Source organism: Priestia sp. USM5 (assembly GCF_058323215.1).
This window is the reverse complement of record NZ_JBSGKN010000001.1, coordinates 3,796,772-3,820,398: the sequence shown is the minus strand read 5'-3', so window position 1 is coordinate 3,820,398 and position 23,627 is coordinate 3,796,772. Positions and strand designations below refer to the sequence as shown.

Below are 23,627 nucleotides of genomic sequence, written 5' to 3'. Positions count from 1 at the left end.
AGCTGTTTTTTTGCGTTAGAAAGTATATCTTTTTCTCTCCTAGAACAAATTAAGGTATACAGTTTTCGCTATCCAAAGAATACTTCGTGCGGTCATTAATTCATAAAATGTCCCTGAAAAAGGATTAATGGCGGAAAAATTGGGGAATATGCATTTTGACATTTAATTTTAGCACAGGAAGGTTTTGAAACATGGACATATTTTTAGCTGTCTTACCAGCCATATTTTGGGGAAGCATTGTGCTTTTCAATGTGAAACTAGGCGGAGGACCTTATAGCCAAACGCTTGGAACCACGTTGGGAGCTTTGATTTTCTCTATCGGTATTTATATTTTTGTACACCCTACGCTTACACCTTTAATCTTTGGCGTTGGAGTTGTATCGGGATTATTTTGGGCAGTTGGACAAAGTAATCAGCTGAAAAGTATTGATTTAATCGGAGTTTCTAAAACGATGCCTATTTCAACTGGGCTTCAGTTAGTTTCCACTTCATTATTTGGAGTAATTGTGTTTCACGAGTGGTCTACAAAAACTTCAATTATTCTTGGTGTGCTCGCTCTTATCTTTATTATTGTAGGGATTGTTTTAACATCACTTCAAAGCAAAGAAGAGAAAGAGGCTGAAGAAGGAAAAGGAAACTTCAAAAAAGGAATTGTTATTTTATTAATTTCAACCGTTGGTTATTTAGTTTATGTTGTAGTAGCCCGTCTATTTAATGTAGACGGATGGTCGGCTTTATTACCTCAAGCAATTGGTATGGTTATTGGAGGAGTATTGCTGACGTTTAAGCATAAGCCATTTAATAAATATGCAATTCGCAACATTATCCCAGGTCTTATTTGGGCCGCTGGTAATATGTTTTTATTCATCTCGCAACCTAAAGTAGGCGTAGCGACAAGCTTTTCGCTTTCTCAAATGGGAATCGTCATTTCAACACTAGGCGGGATCATTATTTTAGGTGAGAAGAAAACGAAGCGTCAGTTAGTTGGGATTATTATTGGAATTATACTGATCATCATAGCAGGAGTCATGTTAGGGCTCGCCAAAAGCTAACTAGGAGGGTATTAACAATGTATAAAGATTTAGAAGGAAAAGTAGTGGTCATAACAGGTTCATCTACAGGTTTGGGAAAATCAATGGCGATTCGTTTTGCGACAGAAAAAGCCAAAGTAGTTGTGAACTATCGTTCTAAGGAAGACGAAGCTAACAGCGTTTTAGAAGAAATTAAAAAAGTTGGCGGAGAAGCAATTGCTGTCAAAGGTGATGTAACAGTTGAGTCTGACGTTATCAATTTAGTTCAATCTGCTATTAAAGAGTTTGGAAAGCTAGACGTTATGATTAACAACGCAGGGTTAGAAAATCCGGTTTCATCTCATGAAATGTCTTTAAGCGATTGGAATAAAGTCATTGATACGAACTTAACGGGAGCTTTTTTAGGCAGCCGTGAAGCGATTAAATATTTTGTGGAAAATGATATTAAGGGAACAGTTATTAACATGTCGAGTGTTCACGAGAAAATTCCTTGGCCATTATTTGTTCATTATGCAGCAAGTAAAGGCGGTATGAAGCTTATGACTGAAACACTGGCATTAGAATACGCTCCAAAAGGTATTCGTGTAAATAACATTGGACCAGGAGCGATTAATACACCGATTAACGCTGAGAAATTTGCTGATCCTGAGCAGCGTGCAGATGTAGAAAGCATGATTCCAATGGGATACATCGGAGAGCCGGAAGAAATTGCAGCAGTTGCTGCATGGCTAGCTTCTTCAGAGGCGAGTTATGTAACAGGAATTACGCTCTTTGCTGACGGCGGTATGACACAGTACCCATCATTCCAAGCAGGACGCGGATAAGAAAAAACGCACTCTATGATAGAGTGCGTTTTTTTAGTTTTCCTGAGCTTTTTTTTGGTTCTTAGGAGCTGACTGGTGTTGAATTCGCAAAAAAAGCAAAATTAAAACGATGCAGCCAGTGATGCTGTACATCCCGAGAATAAGCGGCTGCTGTGTATCTGTTCCAGAAGTAATGCCGTGATACAGTGCTAGCAAATAGCCTGGAAAAGCAAGAAAATGAATGGCTTTCCATGTTTTTCTCCCAAGCTGTTTTATAAAGTCGGATGTACTAATTAGTACGAATAAAATGTAGAGTGAAATAGTACCAAGACCTGTGCTAATTGGTTTGTACTCGGAAGTGAACGGAATTAAAATGTCAGAAAGTGAAAAATGAATAGATTGATCAAATGATAAAACAAGTCCGTGAATCATTCCAAATAATAACCCGAACCACCCTGATGATTGATGAACCAGCAAAAGCTGTTTTTTTCGTTTTGGTTTAAAAAACGAAAAGCTGTGAGAAATGCCAGCGGCAACCGATACAAACATTAGTAAATAAGAAGTTAAGCCGGCTGCCCGAATGGTGTTCCATACGGGAAAATGAGCACTAAATTGCGCGAGGAGAGTAGCCATAATGGTATACCTGACCTTTCACATGTTTTTCGATTAGTACGTTGCCTTCTTTTGTAACCGCAATTACTTCTAAAGAAGGGTGATGCATTTTAGCTAACCTTAATCCAGCGTCCCAGCCGAGAATAAGTATGCACTTTGCATAGACTTCAGAAATGGTTAAGTCTTCTGAAACGACCGTTACTTGCAGAAGCTCTGATGAACTAGGCTTGCTGATTCTGCCGTCAATAATATGATGGTGAGTGTGTCCGTTCACTTTCCACGAACGCTTGCCTACACTGCTTGTGGCAATACCGCTGTTGCTTTTTACTTTAATGGTCGTGAGATTTTTTGATGCATCAAATGGATGAGAGAGAGAAATGGACCAGTGCTTGCTAGCGGGCCCCCACGTTACAATATCTCCGCCTCCATCGATTGCTCCAAGTGAAGTTCCTTTTTTCTTTAATTGATTCGCCATTTGCTGAATGCTCCAACCTTTTGCGATTCCTCCTAAATCCAGACCGATATTAGAAGCAAGCTGAATACTTCTCATTCCTTTATGAATCATAATAGGGTTAACAGCATCAAAAGCTGCTACTTCTTGAGGTAGCTGATTGTTAGGCAGTTGTTCAAAGCTTTGGTCATATCCTAGAGTTTGAATAGAATGATACAGAAATGGGTTGAAAATTCCGTTTGTCTCATTGTAATAGTAATAGGCTGCTTTTACAGCTTCATACAGCATTTTTGACGGTAGAAATAATCTTCCGTTCAGCGAATTAAGCTGTGAAAGCTCGCTTGTTGGAAGAAAGCGGCTTAGGGTTTCTTCTACAAGATAACACCAGCTCTCTACTTTTTGGCTGACAGGTGTTTCAAGCTGATATACATTAAATGTGGTATTCATCGCTTTAAATGAGTAGCTCATTTCATCACATCCTTAAGAAGGTCTTGTTTGCATAGAAGAATCATTATTGTTGCCCCAATTATCCTGACCACTTGTGGAATCATCATTTGACCACTGATCATCTTCACTGCTTGAATTATCGTCTGACCATTGATCACTTTGTTTGCTAGAACTGTCATTTGACCATTGATCTTGCCCGTTAGTTCCATTGTCCGTATTGGAGTCAGATCCTGAATCTGGAAATAGATCCGTCTCATCTTCCGTTTGAGTTTGCGATGAATTATTGGCGGATGTATCGTTATTTAGTGCTGTAGATGTTGAATTTGTTTGATCATATTTTTGAGAAAGCCCTACAAATGTTGTAAATGCAGCAACGCTCGATAAACCAACCATCCATTTTGTCCATTTATTAGCTGCCATTGATATGCTCCTTTTATCTTTCCTATTTTGCAACTGAACATTGAAGAAAAACTGAAGTGGAAGGTAACATACATCGTTCAATTGTTATAGTTCAATATAGACAGAAAAAATGAAAAAATAGTGAAATAGGCTGGTGGAATTTAAATTGACGAATTTTTTTATGAGAGGAATAGAAAGAAGCCTTATTCCATGCAGAATAAGGCTTCTAACTAATTAATAAATGGTAGAAAGTTCACATGTGTTAACAATGGTATGTAAAAACTGCTGAAATGTTTTTAACGATCGTTCGATTAAAGCTGTGTCTATATCTCGCACAATAAAAATTAAGTAAGATTCTCGATTGTGTGATGGCCATTGCTTCAAATGCTGCGGAGGATGAATAATATGTTGAACGCCATTTAACACAACGGGTCCTTCTTCTCCAACGTCCAGCATGCCTTTTACCCTCATTACCTTTTCACCGTTCGCGTGAAGTAACATGCTCAGCCATAGCCCGAATGCTGTCCAGTCCAGAGGCTGTGAAAACGAAAACGAAATAGAAGATACATTTGAATTGGGATGTGTAACAGGTGAAGGTAAAGAATGAATAACTTTTAAGCGATCTACATTAGATGCTTCTTGGATAATAAAGGGATCTACCTTTCCATGTACAGCAGGTATGATTACACACGATGGATTTAGAGACTGAATATGTGTCAATATAGCATCGTGCTCTTCGGGTGAACAAATGTCTGTTTTGGTTAAAATAATTTTATCAGCAACGGTAATTTGTTTAATTATTTCTGGATTGTTCTGAAGCTGCAGCATACCATTTTTTGCATCTACTGTAGTGATCACACAATCAACTATGTACCGATGCTGTAAAAGAGGGTTGGTTAAAATCGTAAATAAAATAGGAGAAGGATCTGCCATTCCCGTGGTTTCGATCACGACACGCTCAAAATGAGATTCTCCGCTTTCGTCTGCATATAACAGCTCTTTCAGCTCTTCTTCTAGATCTGCTCGCGAATTGCAGCATATGCAGCCTCCTTTAAGTAAAATCGTTCGTTCCTCAGCCTGACGCAAGAGGTGATGGTCGAGACCAATTTTTCCGTATTCGTTAACAATAACTGCTGTATTGTTATTAATAGAGGGTTCTTTTAAAATATGCTGTAACAAGGTTGTTTTACCGGATCCTAAGCATCCTGTTACAATTGTTATCGCTTTTTTTCCATGAGCTTTCATTGAGCGGAACTCCTTTCTGCTATTTTATCCAATAAACTTCCATCTAGTGGATCAATAGGGTATCCGATCATTGCTTCTACATGATGCCAAATTGTTCCGAGGTCATGAACAATTTCAGCATTGCCTTTTGCATCTCGTAAAATAAACTTGCTGCCGTTCCATTCCTCTAACGTCAGGCGATAATGGCTCAGAAGTTGATTACAAAGGTTGGCGCGGTGAAGGCGGCTACGCTGTCTAATCCGCTGTTGATTTCCAACTGTTATTTCTGTATCTGTGGAATCTGTGTAATCGGTCCAATGGACTTGCATAATAAATTCGCCGCATAAGATGCACATGTTTATTCCTCCCTGTAAAGTAGGGGATCCGTTCAATATGAACGGATCCGGCTTTTTATAATTGTTTAGCTTCAACCGCTTTTTTGCGAGGGTTTCGTTTTGCGAAATCATCTGCAATTTCATCGAATGTCACCCATCTAACACCTTCATGAGAACTGATATGTTGAATTAAACGTTCATGCATTTTTAGTACCTGAGGACGTCCGCTCACATCAGGGTGAATAGTCATCGTGAAGACTCCATAGTCCATATTCTCATATACCCAATCAAACTGATCTCTCCACATTTCCTCTAAATCGCGCGGATTTACAAAGCCATGGCTGTTAGGTGACTTTTTAATAAACATCATTGGAGGAAGATCGTCTAAATACCAGTTAGCAGGAATCTCTATTAAATCCGTTTCTTCTCCTCTTATGAGCGGTTTCATCCATTCATTTGCTTTTTTTGCATAATCAATTTTTGTCCAGCTGTCACCAATCCTTACATAATAAGGAGAAAAGTCATTATGCATTAAGCTGTGGTCGTACTTAATGCCATGTTTGTGCAGCAGTTCATTTGTTACATTAGAAAATTCCCACCAAGGTGCTACATAGCCTGTCGGCTTTTTACCCGAAAGTTTTTCAATTAATTTAATCGATTTTAATAAGACTTCTTCCTCTTGTTGAGGAGTCATTGCAATAGGGTTTTCATGAGAATAGCCATGTGCTCCTACTTCATGTCCTCGTTTGACAACTTCTTTCATTTGTTCGGGAAACGTTTCGATAGAGTGACCCGGAATGAACCAAGTGGTTTTTAGCTGATACTTATCAAATAAATCCAATAATCGAGGTGCTCCCACTTCTCCTGCAAATAACCCCCGAGATATATCATCTGGAGAATCTTCGCCTCCGTATGATCCCAACCAACCAGCGACAGCATCTACATCTACTCCATAAGCTACTAAAATTTCTTTTTTGCCCACAGTGAACCACTCCTTCTTCTTTATGATTTCTTATTAAGAGTTGTTGCAAAAAGTGTGCCAAGTATAAAAAAGGAACAATCAGCGTTTTAATAAGAAGCTATGGTAGAAAAACAGGAGGAAATATGCGTAAAAGCATAAAAAATATGTTTTTTTGCATAGATTTCAGAAGATTCTTAATGATATGATATTATTTTTAAGAGTAATTGAAAAATCTGATGGTTGGGGTGAGTGTAATTTGTCGAATTCAAATCTTCATATGGTACAGCATACATCTATACGAGCAATAGAAGAGTTAATTGAGGAATTTCCCTTTTCTATTGTTATTTATCAAAAGGATTTACAAATTAGAATTGCAAATAAAAGTGCAGAGTCACTTCCAAATGTTTTCTATCAGAGTGAAGAGATAAAGCAACAAGTCCGAAGGTGCTTCAATCAAGAGAACAACGCGGAAGAGCATATTCAAGTAATAGAAGGTCACAAATATATACAATTTTTCTATATGAGCGAACTAGAGTTAGTTTCGGTCTTAATAATGGATGACTACATAACTGAATATGAAAAGTACAAATCGGAAAGTATGGACTTAAAAGCTATTTTTGAAACTTCTTATGACGTAATGTACGTGTCAGATGGCGAGGGAAATACGATTAGAGCAAGTTCAGCTTGTTTGGAACTATGGGGAAAAAAAGAGAACGAATTAATAGGAAGAAACGTTATTGATCTGGAGAAAGAAGGAATCTATACACCGTCTATTACACGATTAGTATTAGAACAAAAGAAAAAAGTTTCTGCTATTCAGACTACTAAAGAAGGCAGAAGACTTATGGTTGTAGGAACGCCTATAAAGAATGAACAAGGAGAAGTTATCCGGGTTATTAATGCCTCAAGAGATATCACTGAAGTGAGTCAAATGCAGTCAGAAATCAGTGAGATGAAGCGGTTAATTGCAGGTTACAAACAAGAACTTATGGAACTGAAAAAAGATAAAACAGAAAAGGTAAAACTGATTTCTTACAGCAAAAAAATGGAGAAGACTCTAGAATTAGCTAGACGAGTTGCCAATGTAGATTCTACTGTGCTTATTCTAGGTGAATCAGGGGTTGGAAAAGAAATGGTCGCCAACCTCATTCATGAAACGAGTGATCGAAAAAACAGTCCATTTATAAAAGTCAACTGTGGAGCTATTCCTGAGAACTTGTTAGAATCAGAGCTTTTTGGCTACGAAGGAGGAGCTTTTACAGGAGCAAAAAAGGAAGGGAAAATGGGACTTTTTGAGTTAGCTAACAAAGGAACGTTATTTTTAGATGAAATTGCGGAGATGCCTCTAGCCCTTCAAGTGAAATTACTAAGAGTTCTTCAAGAACAAGAAGTGATGAGGGTGGGCGGAGTGAAGCCAGTTGCAGTTAATGTGCGAATCATTGCAGCCACCAATCGAAACTTGCATGAAGACGTTCAAAAAGGGAATTTTCGTGAAGATTTATACTACCGACTAAACGTTATACCACTGTCGATTTTACCACTTCGCGAGCGCAGAGAAGATATTTTGCCTTTAGCTTCTTATTTTATTGAACAGTTTAATCAAAAATATTTAACGAAAAAGACGCTGTCAGCTGAAACGGCCGAAGCGTTTGAACTATATAACTGGCCAGGAAATGTAAGGGAGCTTCAAAATATTGTGGAAAGACTCATTGTGATGTCAGATGGAGATGAAATTCAGCATTTGCATTTGCCAGAAGAAATTACAAACTTATCATCTAATAGAGATAAGGTACAGGTGCTAGACATCCTTCCTCTGAAAGAATGCATGGAAATGGCTGAAAAACAGCTCTTGCGTCTAGCTAAACAAAAATATTCCTCTACAGTAAAAATTGCCGATGCACTGCAAGTAAATCAATCAACCATTAGTCGAAAGCTTCAAAAGTTAAACGAATAGTAAGGGGTCAAAAGAAGTCTATCTTTTCCTTTTAAGGAGGTAGACTTCTTTTTTATTATGCAACGCCGCATATATTGCAGAATTTTATATGTTCCTCTGCATACAAAACAAGTTCTTAACGAATATAAAACAGCTACGCCGCTCTTTTTCTAAATTGGCATGCATCTTGCAATTAGGAAAATAAGCTAGCTAATTGATAAAGGAGAGGATAGGATATGGTTGCTATTAAAAAAGAAGTTGAAAAAGGTAAACAAGCTCCTGCTGGTTTTATGAAGGCAGTTGTTTATCAAGGTCATAAACAGGTTGGGCTTCAATACAAAGAAATTCCAAAGGCAGAAGCGGGAGAAGTAGTCATTAAAACAACGTCTACTACTATTTGCGGAACAGATATTCATATTTTACACGACGAACATAAAGTAGAAAAAAATCGAACGTTAGGACATGAGCATGTAGGAGTTGTTCATGAGGTAGGGGAAGGAGTAACAGGAATAAAAGTAGGAGAACGCGTTATGTGCGGATCTTGTACACCTTGTGGTTCGTGTTATTATTGTCAAAAAAATTTATCTTCTCAGTGCATAGGGCCAGAAGGGGCTTTTAAAACTCCAGGAGGATGGCGCTTAGGAAATACGATAGATGGAACGCATGCAGAGTATTTTAAGATGCCTTTTCCACAGTACAACTTAACTAAAATTCCGGATGAATTATCCGATGAAGATGTACTGCTGTTAACGGATATCGCTTCAACTGGAATTGCTGCAGCTGAAAACGCACAAATTCAAATAGGAGATATAGTGGCAGTCTTTGCGTGTGGCCCTGTAGGGCTTTGTTCTATTGCAGGGGCCAGATTAAAAGGAGCTAGCCTCATTATTGGAATAGATGGGAATTACCAGCGCCTAGGCTTGGCTGAAAAGATGGGAGCAGACGTGACGTTAAACTTTAACGAAGTGAACGTAGTGGAAGAAATAATGAAGCTATCAGGAAATAAAGGAATAGAAGTTGCTATTGAAGCTCTAGGAAAAGAAGAAACGTTTCAACAGTGTTTAAAAGTAATTAGACGCGGAGGCTGTATTTCAAGCGTAGGCGTATATTCGGGGCATGTTGAGATTCCAATTGAACATTTTGCAAGCGGAATGGGAGATCACCGAATTGTAACGACCTTGTGTCCCGGCGGAAGAGAACGTATGCAGCAGCTTATGAGCCTAGTTATTCAAGAGCGTATGGATTTAAAGCCGATGATTACACATCGATTTACTATTGATGAAGCAATTGAAGCTTATAGATTATTTGAACATGCGGAAGACCAAATTATTAAACCGATTATTACGTTTTGAATGTAGGAGGAGTAATAAAATGAAACATCAAACATTTATCGCAGCTGCTGTTCAAATGAATTGTGAGCTTGGAAATCCAGGCAGTAATTTGGAAAAAGCATATCATTTAATTGAACAAGCAGTTTTAAAAGGTGCTTCATTTATTGTATTGCCAGAACTATTTAATACAGGATATCGAGTAGAGGAAAAAGACTGGCAATATGCTGAGTATATTCCGGGTTATACGAGTGAATGGCTTGTTCAGACTGCACAGAAGTTCAATGTGACAATAGCCGGGTGTATTTTAGAAAAAAAGAATGATCGTATATACGATACATGTCTAGTAGTAGACAGAGACGGAATTCAAGGAACATATAGAAAAATTTACTTATGGGATCAAGAAAAGCAAAGGTTTCAAAAAGGGGACAGATATGAGGTCACTCAATTAGGTGAAGTAACATTGGGCATGCAAATATGCTATGAAGTAGGATTTCCAGAAGGTGCGCGCGTGCTCACGTTAAAAGGAGCAAACGTGTTGATTTATTCTTCTGCATTTGGCTCCTTAAGAAGGTATGCATGGGATATAGCGACTAAAGCAAGGGCTTTAGAGAACGGCTGCTTTGTTATTGCATCAAACCGTACGGGCACAGAAAAGAATGAAACAGTGTTTGGAGGAGGAAGTCGAATTATAAACCCTCAAGGAAAAGTATTAACAGAAGCTACAAAAGAAGATGAAGTCATTGTGGCAGAAATTGATTTAGTACAAGTAGAAGAACAGAGGAAAGCAATTCCCTATCTTTTAGATTTACAGAATGACATGTATAAAGAACCGTCAAAGTAATGTCTGTAGAAAACTAACTATTTTATTAATAGGAGGAGTGCTAGTTGAAAAACTCATTGATTTCGAAAGATATTGTACCAACATTAGCAAAACAGCGTGTCATTTCAGGGTTTGGTTTCTTTAATATTTGGGTGGGGATGGCTGTTATTATTGCAACGTTTCAAATTGGTGCAAATGGAATTGACTCTATGTCTTTATGGAAGTTAGCAGGAGCAATCTTACTTGCTAATATTATCATTGCCATTATTGGAAGCTTAAGTGGGGATATTGGAGTAGAGCACGGTCTTTCATTTGCTGCTTATTTACGCGCTCCTTTTGGAATTAAAGGTGTTCATATTCCGGCAGTTAGTAAAGGGATTATCGCGTCAATCTGGTTTGGCATTCAAACCTATTTAGGAGCTACAGCAATCAATTACATTTTTCATAGTTTAACAGGATTTGATTCTTGGTTCTTTTGGTATGTAGCATTTGCTGTTGTACAAATTATTAACACAGCAATGGGAATCAAAGCAATTGATCGTTTTGCAGTTGTTGCTGCACCTTCTATTATTTTAATTTCAGTGTGGATTTTCTTTAAAGTGGCAGGAATGGCAGACGATAAAGGAATTGATGTGTACAGCTATGTTGGGACAAAAGATACCACCACTTGGTTTTTAGTGATGGCTGCTAATATGGGATTTTGGTCAGCACTCGCGGTAGATATTCCCAATATCACAAGGTATGTAAAAGCACCTAAAAATGAACGAAGCTGGCTGAAGCGAAACAAAAATAATTATATTCCGCATCTTACAGCTCTTCCTATCGTACAAACTTTCATGGGTGTAATTGGAGCCGTTAGTTTTCTCGGGACGGGTCTTTGGAATCCGATTGAAGTTATTCAACAAACTTCTACAGGATGGGTAATGGCTGTTGTGCTTATTATGGTGGTGTTAGCTCAGTGGTCTACTAACTCTGCTGCTAATCTTATCCCAGCTTCTTTAACATTTGTTAATGCAGGTTCTCGCTTTAAGGTGTCATACACAGTGGGCATTATTCTAGCTGGAGTGGTAGGAACACTGTTTCAGCCTTGGGCAATTTTAGATCAATTATTTATCTTTTTAGGGTATTACGGGGCTGTTTTATCTGCGCTTGCAGGAATTATGTTATGTGATTATTACATTATCAGAAGGCGCCGTTTGAATGTAGAAGAACTATATGCAGAGGAAGGTCAATATAAATTTGATGGTGGCGTAAACTGGGCAGGTATGATTTCATGGATCATAGCTGGAGGAGCGGCTATCTACTTTTTAGATTATATGTATATTGTTGGTTTTCCACTAGGAATAGCTTGTTACTTTGTATTAATGAAAGCATGGTATTTAAAACGTCACCCTCAAAAAGAAATTGATAGTCGTTTCTCTGACGACTATTTAGGTACAACAGTAGGAAGAGATTGGCATATTGAAGTGCCGGAAGAAGCGATCCAGCCTTCTTTAAATGAAGTTGGAGTAAAGAAAGGGGATTTAGCATGAAGCTGCAAGGGAAAACAGCAATCATTACGGGAAGCGCAAGAGGAATTGGAAAAGGTATTGCCCTTGCTTATGCCAAAGAAGGAGCAAACTTAGTGTTAAACGTCTATGGCGTAGATCAACAAGAAATCGAAGAGTTCAGTAGGGACGTAAGTTCTTATGGCGGACAAGTTGTCATTATTGAAGGAGATATTACAAAGAAAGAGATCGTTGAAGAAATGGTTCAAACAGCTCTTTCACGTTTTCAGACCATTGATGTTTTAGTAAATAATGCAGGGATTTTAACTCAAAGTCTATTGAAAGATATGGAAGAGGCTCAGTGGGACCAAATGATAAATATTGATTTAAAATCAGTATTTCTAACCACAAGAGCAGCTGTTCCATATATGATAGCGCAAAAATCAGGAAGAATTATTAATATCGCGTCTCAAATTGGTCAAAAAGGCGGCGTAGAATTAAGCCACTATGCTGCTGCAAAAGCAGGAGTGATTGCTTTTACAAAATCCATTGCGCTCGAACTTGGAAAATATAATATTACAGCTAATTGTATAGCGCCTGGACCAATACAAACACAGCTCGTAGACGATATTAATGAAGAGTGGAAATTGCAAAAGCAAAAGGAATTAGCTGTTCCTCGATTTGGCACAGTGGAAGAAGTGGCGCCAACAGCTGTTTTGTTAGCGAGTTCTCCAGATGGAAATATCTATACAGGGCAAACGTTGGGACCAAATAGTGGAGATGTTATGCTGTAATAAAAAAATGGTGCTGTCGCTACAGCACCATTTTTTAAATTAGCGATAAATCTTACTAATCGATACGTAATAAACCGTTAACTGTACAAGAGAAAGAAGCAAAAGAACGGCAATGGGATAGAAGCTAAAAGAATTAGGTAACAGCGGATAAAAAGCGATTAAGATAGCGCCTATAGGAATAGAAAATAGAAGAAAAACAAAGGCTTTTTTACAAGCTTCTGCTGTTATCATCTTTTCACGTTCATCTTCCTCTGCAAATTCAAAAGGAAATAATAAAGGCGAAACGTTCTTCGTCTTTTTACGCGCTCGGTAGTAAAAAAAGGACACGATTAAAAGCACAATTAAAGAAGCGAAAGAGCCTATAGACATGGTAATTTCCCACGGGGGTTCAGGGTGGTTCATAACTTCACTAAATTGAATATTTAGGCTTAAAAAATCATATAAAACCCAACCTGCACATAACAGAGACACTACATTCAACAAATAAGATTTAATAACATTACTCAACATTTTTCTCCTCCTTTTGAAGTGTAAAAACATCTTCCATTTTTAATTGAAAGACATCACAAATTGTTAAACCAAGTAGTAGGGAAGGAACGTAATTTCCCTTTTCAATAGCTGCAATGGTTTGGCGAGTGGCTCCAACTTTTTCAGCTAAATCTCCTTGCGTATATCCATGTTTAGCTCTAAGCTCTTTTACGTGATTAATAAGAGTCAATATGATCACCCGCTGCCTTTTTAATAAATTTGTTAAGTTGATTTAACATTATGTAAAGTTAATTTAACATCAATTGGATGATTTTTCAATATATAATGGATAAAAAATACAAAAAAGATCCTAGAAGAATTCTTCAGGATCTTTTTTGTTAATAAATTTCTTTAATGCCAGACAAACGAATGGAAAAAATGTTTTGTTTTTCATCTCGTAGGGAGAGGGTTTGGTCGGTTAGGTTTAAATTTTGGATTTTTCCTTTGAAGGTTTGAAGCAGGCCATTTTCGTAATAATTCACGGTTACATGTTTGTTTTTCTTTAACGCTTTTAAAATCATTTATTCATCTCCTTTCATGTGTGCATCTGTTATGAAAAGAAAGCTGTGGCTTAAGCATAAGAATTTGGAGAATGCTCAAGGCAGGATTATTATTATACAGCAAGATGAGAATAGTTTGTAGATAAATTGTGAAAAAATGCACAAGTTTGCAGTGCGGGTGTTGCAACAGAATACAGTATATGAGGAGAGGAGGGGTTTTATGATAAAAAAGGTGATTTTAGTTTATTTATTTGTGGGTATTAGGTAAACTAGTAGATGAATTTAAAGAATCTATCTATAGTTGTGAAGGCTAGGATTTCATTTAATTTTCATTTTCTATGAGTATAATGATAAAGGTTTTCTATATGTTCTTTGTGAATCTACTCATAAACTAATCGAGAAAGGAAAATCAAAATGAAGCGAATCGTTTCTAAGCCGCTGCACTATTTCATATTAGCCGCTGTTTTAATGTGGATAAAGTCGTATGTGGCTTATAAAACTGAATTTAACTTAGGCGTAAGCGGCGTAATGCAGCAAATGCTGCTGTTTATAAACCCTGTAAGTTCAGTGCTGATTTTTTTAGGAATCGGCTTATTTTTTAAAGGAAAGAAAGCAGGAGCTTGGATTCTTGCAGGCAGTTTCATCATGACGCTGCTGTTGTACAGCAACATTCTCTATTATCGTTTTTTTAACGATTTTGTAACTCTTCCCACACTGTTGCAGACAAGTAATGCAGGAAGTATGGGCGGAAGCATTATGGATTTATTAAAAGCACATGATGTTTTTTATTTTGTTGATTTTATTATTTATCTTTTCTTCTTTTTTAGTAAAAAAATTGACTGGCATAATGAAAAAGTATCGGTTAAGAATGCTGTAACCATTCTTTCTTTAGGATTCATGGTTTTTTCTGTCAACTTAACATTAGCAGAAATTGATCGCCCGCAGCTTCTATCTCGAACTTTTGACCGCAATTATCTAGTAAAGTATTTAGGCGCCTATAATTATACGATGTATGACGGTGTTCAGACTGCTCAAAACTCTAAACAGCGAGCTTTTGCAAGCAGCAATGACTTAACGAACGTCGTTAATTTTAAAAACAGTCACTATGCGGAGCCTAATTCCGTTTACTTCGGAAAAGCTAAAGGGAAAAATATTATTAAAATTCATTTGGAATCATTTCAGTCTTTTTTAATTGATTACAAATTAAATGGCCAGGAAGTGACACCGTTCTTAAATTCGTTGGCCCATGGAAATGACTTTACGTATTTTGATAACTTCTTTCATCAAACAGGACAAGGAAAAACATCAGATGCTGAGCTGATGATGGACAACTCTCTATACGGCCTTCCTCAAGGTTCTGCCTTTGTACTAAAAGGAAGCAATACGTATCAGGCAGCACCAGCTATTTTAGATCAAAAAGCTGGCTATACGAGCGCTGTACTGCACGGAGACTATAAGACGTTTTGGAACCGTAACGAAATTTACAAGCAGTTCGGTGTGGATAAGTTTTTTGATGCAAGTTATTACAATATGACGGGTGAAAATAAAATTAATTATGGCTTAAAAGACAAACCGTTCTTTAAAGAATCTGTTCCAATGCTGCAGTCTTTACCACAGCCGTTTTATGCGCATTTAATTACGTTAACAAACCATTTTCCATTTTTACTTGGAAACAATGAGGCAAGCATACAGCCAGCTAACACGGGCGATGCGACAGTTGACCGCTATTTCCAAACGGCTCGTTATTTAGACGAATCATTGCAATCTTTCTTCCAAGAACTGAAAGCTTCTGGGCTTTATGATAATTCTGTGATTATGATTTATGGAGATCACTACGGTATTTCTGAAAATCATAATGCGGCAATGGAAAAAGTAATGGGAAAAGAAATTACACCTTATGAAAATGCTCAGCTGCAACGTGTACCTCTATTCATTCACGTTCCTGGAGTAAAAGGCGGAGTTAATCATACGTACGGTGGAGAAATTGATGTTGTGCCAACTCTTCTTCATTTAGTAGGGATTGACAGCAAAGAGTTTATCCAATTTGGTACAGATTTATTTTCTAAAGGTCATGATGATGTAGTAGCGTTCCGCAATGGCAACTACGTATCTCCGAAATATACACTAGTGGATGGAACGTATTATGATTCTAAGACAGGCCAAGCGCTTAAAGAAAATAATCAAATGAAAGCTTATAAACAGAAGGTAGCGAAAGAACTGGAGTTATCTGATCAAGTGCTTTATGGAGACTTACTTCGTTTCCACAAGCTGAAGGATTTCCAAACAGTCGACCCTTCGAAATATATGTACGGGAAAGAAGAAACAGAAACATCAGCTAAATAAAGCTAAAATCAAAAGAACATGATGACTTCTGCAAAGCAGAATGAGCATCATGTTCTTTTTTACTGTAAACTATTCATCAATAAATTTCTTTAATTCCCGATAAGCGAATAGAGAAAGTATTTTGCTGTTCATCTTTTAATGAAAGCGTTTGGTCTGTTAAATCTAGGCGCTGTACTTTTCCTTTAAACGTTTGAAGCAAACCGTTTTTATAATAGTTAATTGTAACGGCCCCGTTTTTTCTTAATGCTTTTAAAATCATTTTCAAAACTCCTTCCATATTTAAAATGTGTATGATTAACGAGCTGTAACATTCATTTTCATTTGCATATTTTTATTATACACAAAAATAGAAAGCGTTTTCACTGAAAGTTTGAACACTTTGTGAAAACTTTAACAGAGAATGTGACAAATACATACAGAAACTGATTTATTTGTCGTATTCATCATAAAACACATTTATGAAAGGAGTGTTAAGAACGTGTTAAAACTTTATGGATGGAAAAATATTATAAGATGTCGTTTGAAATGTCGTAGTGAATCCATTCACCGTTCGTTACATTTCCTCCCATTTTTCTGTAAAGCGTTTGAGCTCTTGTATTATCGTAAGCCGTTTCCCAAGACATGGCTGCATACTGATGTTCTTTTGTATACTGGTGACTAATCGAAAATAACTTTTCCCCAATTTTTTGACCTCTTGCTTTTTCAGTAACGTACAAGTCATTTAAAATCGCTACAGGCTTTACACGCGTGGTGCTAAATGTAAAATAAAGCGTTGAAAAACCTACTGCCTCGTCATTTTGAGTCGCGATAAACTGAACGCCAGTATCGGGACGTTGAAACAAGTGATCAATTAAATTTCTCAGCTGTTTTTTGGCAGGCTGAGGGCGCTTGTAAAAATCAACAATGTATTCGTTCATTAATGAAATAAGTGCTTCCATGTCAGCAGCATTAGCTTGACGAATTGTAATAGTAGTAGTCATTAAATCTTCTCCTTTTTAATTAGATGATCTACACTTATAGTAAAAGAAATGTATCCCCTCTAAAAGAGCCAGATTTAAAAAATAAGATAGGGACAGATGAAAGGAGCTAGCGTGAAGTTCACACCTTTATTAAACCGAAGGAATGATATGCCTTTATATCACCAGCTATATGAATATATAAAAAAAGAAATTGTATCCGGCAGGGTGAAAGTAAATGACAAACTGCCTTCTATCCGGTCTCTTGCTGATTACTTAAACGTAAGTCGAAATACTGTAGATATGGCCTATCAGCAGCTTTTAGCTGAAGGATATGTAGAAAGCAAGCCCAAAAGTGGACTGTACGTAACGAATACACAGTTTGATTTACTGCAAACAGATAGAAAGCCGACTATATTTTTACAACCTCACTCAGAAACAAAGTCGTGTACCTATGATTTTCGGTATGGAAAAGTTGATAGCCGTTTGTTTCCCTTGAATGAGTGGAAAAAACGATACAATGAAAGTCTTCAAACTTATAAAGAAGCGCTGTTCACGTACCAAGAAACTCAAGGAGAAGAATCACTGCGAGAAGAAATTGCGACGTACCTTTATCAGTCAAGAGGAGTGGTTTGTTCGAAACATCAAATTATTATCGGAACAGGTACTCAGCAATCACTCAGTTTGCTAGCGCAGCTGTTAAAGCCAAGCATCAGAGATATTGCCTTTGAAAATCCTTGCTATGACGGGGCTAGCTTTGTATTTAAACAGCATGGATTCTCCTTAAAACCTGTGTCACTTAATAACAGAGGCATAAACATCCAAGAGCTTTATGATAGCCAAGCACGCGCTGTTTATGTCACACCATCTCATCAGTTTCCATACGGAATGATCATGCCTGTTTCAAGAAGAATAGAGCTTCTTACATGGGCGAATGACTGCAGTGGATTTGTTATTGAAGATGATTATGACGGAGAATTTCGTTATAAAGGAAGTCCCATTCCTTCATTGCAAAGCTTGGATACTAAAGGGCGCGTCATTTATACAGGGACATTTTCAAAATCTTTTATGCCTTCTTTAAGAATCAGCTACCTTGTATTACCGGAAGTGCTTCTAAAGGAATATCATGAACGTTTCTCTTTATACGAGCAAGCTGTTCCAGCCCTTCATCAGTGGACGCTCGGACTGATGATGAAAAACGGAGAGTGGAGTAAGCATTTAAGAAGAGTGAGAACTGCTTATCAACTCAAACACGGTACTCTTTTAGCAGCTTTACAGAAGGAGTTTAACAAAAACATCACGGTGTCAGGAGAATATGCAGGTTTGCATATCCTTGTCCGCGTGCACAACGATATGAACGAACAGCAGTTAATTAACGCAGCTCAAAAGCAAGATGTCTCTGTCTACGGAACTTCTCGTTATTGGCTTACGGAATCACCTCAACAAAAGACTCATCTATTATTAGGTTTTGGAAGTTTGGAGAGAGAAGAAATAGAAGAAGGAATAAGGAGGTTGAAAAATGCTTGGTTATAAGCCTCTCCTCATTTCTTCGATTTCTTGACAAAAGCTGCCTAGTCCTTTAGACTTTTTTGCATATATTTTAAATTATCTGAAAGGAGGATAGGGTAATCGAAGCTAACAGCTAGTGGACAACCCTAGATCAAACAATGAATCCTATCCAACAAATTTTACATACATTTCCTGTGATTGTACTAGATGGTGCAATGGCAACTGAACTGGAGAGATATGGCTGTGATTTGAACGACAGCTTATGGTCTGCAAAAGTGCTTATGGAGCAGCCGGAATTGATTAAGAGAGTGCATCAAGATTACTTTGCAGCAGGAGCTGACTGTGCAATTACTGCAAGCTATCAAAGCACGTTTGAAGGTTTTGCAAAACGTGGTTTAAGTGAAGCAGAGGCGCGCGAGTTAATTCAAGCATCTGTAAAAATTGCGGCTGAAGCAAGAGATGAATTTTGGCAGAAAGAAGAGAATTGTCTTAATCGCCCAAAACCAATTGTCGCCGCTTCGGTAGGTCCTTACGGAGCATTTTTAGCAAACGGATCGGAATATACTGGACAGTATGACGTAACAGAAGAAGAGTTAATGGAATTTCATCGTCCTCGTATGAAAGCATTAATTGAAGCAGGAGCAGATGTGTTAGCTTGTGAAACCATTCCTAATCTAATGGAAGCAAGAGCCATTGCGAGGCTGCTAGAAGAATTTGAAGGAGCGTACGCATGGATTACGTTCAGCGCAAAAGATGACCTGCACATTAGCAGCGGAACATTAATCTCGGAGTGTGCACGCTATCTGGATTCCTATGAGCAAGTAGCAGCTATTGGAGTTAACTGTACGCCGCCTCAATATATTTCTTCACTTATTAAAGAAATTAAATCTCAAACGGATAAGCCAGTCATTGTGTATCCAAATTCAGGAGAGCATTATGATGCTGAATCTAAAACATGGAACGGGACATCTGCAGGCGAAACGTATGGCTGCAGCGCTCACAGCTGGTATGAAGCAGGTGCTCAGTTAATCGGAGGGTGCTGTCGCACAACTCCAGATGATATCAAAGGCATTACAAAATGGGCTAGAAAATAACGGATTGAAAGAAAAGAAGATTCATTGTAATCTTCTTTTCTTCTTGTAAAATAAAAGAAGAAAAGTTGAAAAGGGTTTATTTTAACGAAAGAAGGGATGATGAAAGTGAAAGATATTAAAAATATTTATTGTGTAGGCCGAAACTACGCACTGCATGCAAAAGAATTACATAATGATATTCCAACATCACCTTTTTTATTTTCCAAACCTACTCACGCTCTCGTTGAAGCAGCTGGACAATCAATCACTCTTCCTAGCGACCAAGGAGAGGTGCACTTTGAAACCGAACTGATTCTTCATATTGGACAATCTTACAAAGAAGGCATAGCAGTGGATGAACTTGTTGACGAGATGACGATTGGATTAGACTTGACGCTTCGAGATGTACAGAGCGAATTAAAACAAAAAAAGCACCCTTGGCTGCTTGCAAAAGGATTTAAACATTCAGCGGTCGTGGGAAAATTTCTGCCGTTTGAAGGAGTAGAAGCATCTAAGGAGAAAGACTTTTCGTTAGTGAAAAACAATAAACGCGTGCAGCTGGGAAATATCAAAGATTTGATTTTTGATTTACAAACGATTATTGATTTTACAGGAAAACATTTTGGTCTTGATAAAGGAGATCTTATTTTTACAGGTACACCTGAAGGAGTAGGTCCGCTTTCACATCAGGATCACCTTTCACTTAAATGGGGGCAGCAAGAGCTTGGTTCTTGCATCGTTTCCCTTCGTTAACAAAAAGAGCTTGAAACAAAGGTAGTTTAGTTGAAGGAAGATCCGAACGGTGAATCGAGATTCTTGATAGAGAATCCAACCCGTTCGGATTTTTTATTGTGATGGTGAATGTAGGATTCACGTATTTCGTTGTTTCTAGAGGTTGATTGGAGGGCGAGACGAAGACTCCTGCGGGAAAAGCGGAACAGGTGAGACCCCGCAGGAGCGGAAGCGACGAGGAGGCTCACCGGCCGCCCGCGGAAAGCGAAGTCTTGCACGGAAATCAACACAGGTGTAACAGGCGGTTCACCTTATTTATCTCATTTGTTCGTATTTAGATTGGCTTGACTTCGTTATGTCTCCATCTTTTTTTTTATGAAGTCTTAATTTTTTAGCCTTCAGAATGAATTTAATATCCAATGGGAAAGCTGTTTCTATCTCCTTTAGAAAACGAGGTCCTCAGCATGGTGCTCTTAATCTTTACAACGGTGATTTCTATTTTGAGTGTACTAGTCATGCCAAAACGTATCAGCTGGATAGAAATGTACACAACTTCTTTGTTTGTTATGTTTTTAGGATCGGTAGCAGATATATATCTTGATGTTAAATATAATCTTTATGGCTTTTTTAAAACAGGAGTAGATTTTGAATATCTTTTAGTCTTTATTTTTATTTATCCTGCGACGAATAGTGTATTTTTAAATTTTTATCCTGGGAGCAAGAGTTTGGCTAAAAAAGCTTTATACATTACAGTGTGGGTAATTCTTACAACACTGTTTGAATACATTTCTGCCCAAACAGAAGTGTTTTATTATAACGAATGGAAGACGCTATACTCGTTTTTTTGCTATCCTTTTCTTTATATAGCAATGGCTTTAAATTTAAAAATGATACGCAGGCTCCAGGTGATCGATAAGCAAAAATAGAAATAAAAAAAAGTAATGATAAATCATAAAAAAATGATATTTTATTAATGACTACATATGTAATATAGTAAAAATAGAAAATAAACGAGGCAGCATATAAGCAGGGTTAAAAAACATCAAAACGGGAATCTTGACATTAACTTCATGTTTTTAACCATGTATTGTGAATGAATATACTTAATGCTAAATAATATGTTGTAGAAGGAATTTAGTAAAGGAGGCAAGAAGATGTTTAAGCGTAGTGAAAAAATCCAAATTCATGGCGTAACGTTTCATGGAGTCATGAGTGCGAAGCAAAAAGCGGCCCTGCACGAAATTGCTAATGTAACAGACGAAAAAGACTGGGATGGGCTAAAAGGTGTGTATTGCTTAGGCAGTGTAAAGGTGCAAGGAAAAGATGTGTTAGGTGTGTACTATGGCCAATTTAATGATAACCTTCCAAAAGAGAAGCGCAAACTTCAGTTTGAAATTGACTATATTAAATATACAGTAACGGAATGTCCTATTGTCTTTATCGATACAACAAAAAACAAAAAGCCTCATCAATTTGCTTTTATCATTCTGCATGAATTAGGCCATCATGTGGATCGAATGACAAATGGAACGCTTTTAAAAGAAGGAAATAGAACGCAAGAAATGTTTGCTAATACGTATGCCTTAGAAAAATATTCAAAAATAGAAAAGTTCCAAACAAAGAAGTTAAAAAAGATTCCATTTTTAGAGGAATCTCTTACTCAGTGGAATAAAACTCCTCATCCTGGAGCGTATTCTCTTAGAGTTCAAATTGAATAATTCACGAGAATAGTTCCTCTCTCTCCGTTTTTTATTTTCCTACCTTTTTCCTCTTCCTGTCTTTTATCCTCCCAATGAACAAAAAGGATTTAATTACCCATAAAGTTTTAAAAGTTTTTATAGTACGAATTATTTACACTATACCCTCCTGTAAATTATGATTATTTTAAGAAAAAACAGAAAATTTTAAAGTTTTAAGGTACAACTTAATAGTGAACAAGCGATGTTGTAATCGTATAGACGAACTGGCATACATATGCGAGTCATACATACAAACGAATCGCTTCCACTGTTATGAAAGCGGATTCAAAAATAGGAGGGGTAATAATGTTAGCTATTCTTGGGTTTTTGATGGTTTGTACATTTATGTTTCTGATTATGACAAAACGATTAACGCCGCTTATTGCTTTAATGGTTATTCCAGTATTGTTTGCAATCATAGGGGGATTCACAAGCGGTATTGGAGAAATGGCTTTAAATGGTGTAAAAGAATTAGCACCTACAGGCGTTATGTTAATGTTTGCTATTTTATATTTTGGGATTATGATTGATGCTGGTTTGTTTGATCCAGTTGTAGGAAGAATTTTGAAAATCGTAAAAGGTGATCCACTAAAAATCACAATTGGTACAGCTATTTTAGTTCTTATTATCTCATTAGACGGAGACGGAACAACAACATATATGATTACGCTTTCAGCGATGCTTCCGCTTTATAAAAAGCTAAACATGAAGCCAATGATTTTAGCCTGTATCGCCATTATGGGTAGTGGAGTTATGAACTTAACACCTTGGGGTGGACCTACTGCTCGTGTGATGAGTGCATTGAAGTTAGATGCTTCACAGGTGTTTACACCACTGATTCCAGCCATGATTGGCGGAGCTGTTTGGTTGTTATTCACGGCTTACTATTTCGGGAAAAAAGAGCGCCAGCGCTTAGGTGTTATTGATATTCAAGACGTTACAAATGCTCAAGTAGCTTTTGCAGAAGCAGCAGCCGCTGAAGGAATCGAGTACAAGCGTCCGAAGCTTTTATGGGTAAACTTTGCTTTAACAGCTCTATTATTAGTAGGACTTATCACAGCAGTTATGCCGCTTCAAATTCTATTTATGATTGGATTTGCAATCGCTATCATGATTAACTATCCAAATTTAGAAGTTCAAAAAGAGCGTATTACTGCACATGCTGGTAATGTACTTGCTGTTGTGTCTCTTGTATTCGCAGCAGGCGTATTCACGGGTATTTTATCAGGTACCAAAATGGTAGATGCAATGGGTAATAGCTTAGTAGGATTAATTCCAGATGCGTTAGGGCCTTACATGTCTGTGATTACTGCCATCACAAGTATGCCATTTACATTCTTTATGTCAAATGATGCTTACTACTATGGGATTTTACCAATTATTGCTCAAGCAGCTTCAGCATACGGTATTGATGCTGCAGAAATTGGCCGTGCTTCATTGATTGGTCAACCTGTTCACTTACTAAGTCCTTTAGTTGCTTCTACGTATCTATTGGTCGGTATGGCAAAAGTCGAGCTTGGTGAATTTCAGCGCTTTACTTTAAAGTGGACGATTGGAACAGCTATGGTGATGCTTTTAGTAGCTATTATTACAGGAGTTATTACGCTGTAAAGATCAGG

The 23,627-nt window shown here is 37.5% G+C and carries 26 protein-coding genes; 15 read left to right on the top strand and 11 right to left on the bottom strand.

What is annotated here, in order from left to right; genetic code table 11:
• Positions 1–191: 191 nt before the first annotated feature.
• Both ACWATA_RS20150 and gdh read left to right on the top strand, forming a co-directional pair.
• Entirely contained in the window at positions 192–1,052 is an 861-nt protein-coding gene (locus ACWATA_RS20150; protein ID WP_098113702.1) for a RhaT/GlcU family sugar-proton symporter, read from the top strand.
• Between the two features lie 17 nt (positions 1,053–1,069).
• Entirely contained in the window at positions 1,070–1,855 is a 786-nt protein-coding gene (gene gdh, locus ACWATA_RS20145) for a glucose 1-dehydrogenase (protein ID WP_033578120.1), read from the top strand.
• Positions 1,856–1,888: 33 nt separating this feature from the next.
• Here the strand turns inward: gdh and ACWATA_RS20140 are convergent, their stop codons facing one another.
• From ACWATA_RS20140 to ACWATA_RS20115, 6 genes are all read right to left on the bottom strand, one after another.
• Positions 1,889–2,467, bottom strand: a complete 579-nt coding sequence (locus ACWATA_RS20140) for a ferric reductase-like transmembrane domain-containing protein (RefSeq protein ID WP_473050148.1) — start codon at positions 2,465–2,467, stop codon at positions 1,889–1,891.
• The gene (locus tag ACWATA_RS20135) at positions 2,442–3,365 is read right to left on the bottom strand and encodes an FAD:protein FMN transferase (protein ID WP_033578122.1); all 924 of its coding nucleotides are present in this window, start codon (positions 3,363–3,365) and stop codon (positions 2,442–2,444) included. Before ACWATA_RS20135 ends, ACWATA_RS20140 begins: the two co-directional genes overlap by 26 nt.
• A gap of 12 nt (positions 3,366–3,377) precedes the next feature.
• Complete coding sequence (locus ACWATA_RS20130) at positions 3,378–3,764, bottom strand: hypothetical protein (protein ID WP_154991703.1); 387 nt, start codon at positions 3,762–3,764, stop codon at positions 3,378–3,380.
• A 213-nt stretch (positions 3,765–3,977) separates the two neighbouring features.
• Entirely contained in the window at positions 3,978–4,988 is a 1,011-nt protein-coding gene (locus ACWATA_RS20125) for a CobW family GTP-binding protein (RefSeq protein WP_049162975.1), read from the bottom strand.
• Positions 4,985–5,323, bottom strand: coding sequence for a hypothetical protein (locus tag ACWATA_RS20120; protein WP_049162977.1), 339 nt, complete (start codon positions 5,321–5,323; stop codon positions 4,985–4,987). The genes ACWATA_RS20125 and ACWATA_RS20120 overlap by 4 nt, the downstream gene beginning before the upstream one ends.
• A 55-nt stretch (positions 5,324–5,378) precedes the next feature.
• Complete coding sequence (locus tag ACWATA_RS20115) at positions 5,379–6,284, bottom strand: polysaccharide deacetylase family protein (protein WP_049162979.1); 906 nt, start codon at positions 6,282–6,284, stop codon at positions 5,379–5,381.
• A gap of 235 nt (positions 6,285–6,519) precedes the next feature.
• Between ACWATA_RS20115 and ACWATA_RS20110 the strand changes: the two genes are divergently transcribed.
• The 5 genes from ACWATA_RS20110 (at position 6,520) to ACWATA_RS20090 (ending at position 12,628) form a co-directional block, all read left to right on the top strand.
• Positions 6,520–8,217, top strand: coding sequence for a sigma-54 interaction domain-containing protein (locus ACWATA_RS20110; RefSeq protein WP_473050147.1), 1,698 nt, complete (start codon positions 6,520–6,522; stop codon positions 8,215–8,217).
• Positions 8,218–8,432: 215 nt separating this feature from the next.
• Entirely contained in the window at positions 8,433–9,548 is a 1,116-nt protein-coding gene (locus ACWATA_RS20105; RefSeq protein WP_473050146.1) for a zinc-binding dehydrogenase, read from the top strand.
• A gap of 19 nt (positions 9,549–9,567) precedes the next feature.
• A complete protein-coding gene (locus ACWATA_RS20100; protein WP_049162981.1) occupies positions 9,568–10,368 on the top strand; it encodes a carbon-nitrogen hydrolase family protein in 801 nt (266 codons plus the stop codon).
• A 44-nt stretch (positions 10,369–10,412) separates the two neighbouring features.
• Positions 10,413–11,879, top strand: a complete 1,467-nt coding sequence (locus tag ACWATA_RS20095) for an NCS1 family transporter (RefSeq protein WP_034269556.1) — start codon at positions 10,413–10,415, stop codon at positions 11,877–11,879.
• Positions 11,876–12,628 (top strand): SDR family NAD(P)-dependent oxidoreductase, encoded by a 753-nt coding sequence (locus ACWATA_RS20090; RefSeq protein WP_473050145.1) that lies wholly within the window; start codon positions 11,876–11,878, stop codon positions 12,626–12,628. Before ACWATA_RS20095 ends, ACWATA_RS20090 begins: the two co-directional genes overlap by 4 nt.
• A gap of 39 nt (positions 12,629–12,667) precedes the next feature.
• On the opposite strand, the gene ACWATA_RS20085 is transcribed toward ACWATA_RS20090, so the two are convergent.
• The 3 genes from ACWATA_RS20085 to ACWATA_RS20075 all read right to left on the bottom strand — a co-directional run bounded on the left by ACWATA_RS20085 (position 12,668) and on the right by ACWATA_RS20075 (position 13,677).
• Entirely contained in the window at positions 12,668–13,138 is a 471-nt protein-coding gene (locus ACWATA_RS20085) for a DUF2178 domain-containing protein (RefSeq protein WP_425204945.1), read from the bottom strand.
• Positions 13,128–13,346, bottom strand: coding sequence for a helix-turn-helix transcriptional regulator (locus ACWATA_RS20080; protein ID WP_013081870.1), 219 nt, complete (start codon positions 13,344–13,346; stop codon positions 13,128–13,130). The genes ACWATA_RS20085 and ACWATA_RS20080 overlap by 11 nt, the downstream gene beginning before the upstream one ends.
• A gap of 148 nt (positions 13,347–13,494) precedes the next feature.
• Positions 13,495–13,677 carry a YolD-like family protein gene (locus tag ACWATA_RS20075; protein ID WP_013081871.1) on the bottom strand — a complete coding sequence of 61 codons (183 nt, stop codon included), beginning with the start codon at positions 13,675–13,677 and terminating at the stop codon, positions 13,495–13,497.
• A gap of 393 nt (positions 13,678–14,070) precedes the next feature.
• Here ACWATA_RS20075 and ltaS point away from each other — a divergent pair, with 393 nt between their 5' ends.
• The gene (ltaS, locus tag ACWATA_RS20070) at positions 14,071–15,999 is read left to right on the top strand and encodes a lipoteichoic acid synthase (RefSeq protein WP_033578131.1); all 1,929 of its coding nucleotides are present in this window, start codon (positions 14,071–14,073) and stop codon (positions 15,997–15,999) included.
• Between the two features lie 76 nt (positions 16,000–16,075).
• On the opposite strand, the gene ACWATA_RS20065 is transcribed toward ltaS, so the two are convergent.
• On the bottom strand, positions 16,076–16,276 hold the full coding sequence (locus ACWATA_RS20065; RefSeq protein ID WP_074893948.1) for a YolD-like family protein: 201 nt from the start codon (positions 16,274–16,276) through the stop codon (positions 16,076–16,078).
• Between the two features lie 229 nt (positions 16,277–16,505).
• Complete coding sequence (locus ACWATA_RS20060; protein ID WP_047751599.1) at positions 16,506–16,979, bottom strand: GNAT family N-acetyltransferase; 474 nt, start codon at positions 16,977–16,979, stop codon at positions 16,506–16,508.
• Between the two features lie 147 nt (positions 16,980–17,126).
• On the opposite strand from ACWATA_RS20060, the gene pdxR reads away from it, so the two are divergent.
• The 7 genes from pdxR to ACWATA_RS20025 all read left to right on the top strand — a co-directional run bounded on the left by pdxR (position 17,127) and on the right by ACWATA_RS20025 (position 23,619).
• A complete protein-coding gene (gene pdxR, locus ACWATA_RS20055) occupies positions 17,127–18,488 on the top strand; it encodes a MocR-like pyridoxine biosynthesis transcription factor PdxR (RefSeq protein WP_289578727.1) in 1,362 nt (453 codons plus the stop codon).
• A 134-nt stretch (positions 18,489–18,622) separates the two neighbouring features.
• Positions 18,623–19,558 carry a homocysteine S-methyltransferase gene (gene mmuM, locus ACWATA_RS20050; protein WP_165635498.1) on the top strand — a complete coding sequence of 312 codons (936 nt, stop codon included), beginning with the start codon at positions 18,623–18,625 and terminating at the stop codon, positions 19,556–19,558.
• A 99-nt stretch (positions 19,559–19,657) separates the two neighbouring features.
• Positions 19,658–20,290: a fumarylacetoacetate hydrolase family protein gene (locus ACWATA_RS20045; RefSeq protein ID WP_473050144.1), complete on the top strand. Its 633-nt coding sequence runs from the start codon at positions 19,658–19,660 to the stop codon at positions 20,288–20,290.
• Positions 20,291–20,432: 142 nt separating this feature from the next.
• Positions 20,433–20,567: a hypothetical protein gene (locus ACWATA_RS20040; RefSeq protein WP_257041451.1), complete on the top strand. Its 135-nt coding sequence runs from the start codon at positions 20,433–20,435 to the stop codon at positions 20,565–20,567.
• Between the two features lie 166 nt (positions 20,568–20,733).
• A complete protein-coding gene (locus tag ACWATA_RS20035; protein WP_033578135.1) occupies positions 20,734–21,195 on the top strand; it encodes a CBO0543 family protein in 462 nt (153 codons plus the stop codon).
• A gap of 228 nt (positions 21,196–21,423) precedes the next feature.
• Positions 21,424–21,987 (top strand): ImmA/IrrE family metallo-endopeptidase, encoded by a 564-nt coding sequence (locus tag ACWATA_RS20030; protein ID WP_028412123.1) that lies wholly within the window; start codon positions 21,424–21,426, stop codon positions 21,985–21,987.
• Between the two features lie 327 nt (positions 21,988–22,314).
• Positions 22,315–23,619, top strand: coding sequence for a CitMHS family transporter (locus ACWATA_RS20025; protein WP_028412124.1), 1,305 nt, complete (start codon positions 22,315–22,317; stop codon positions 23,617–23,619).
• Positions 23,620–23,627: the final 8 nt, after the last annotated feature.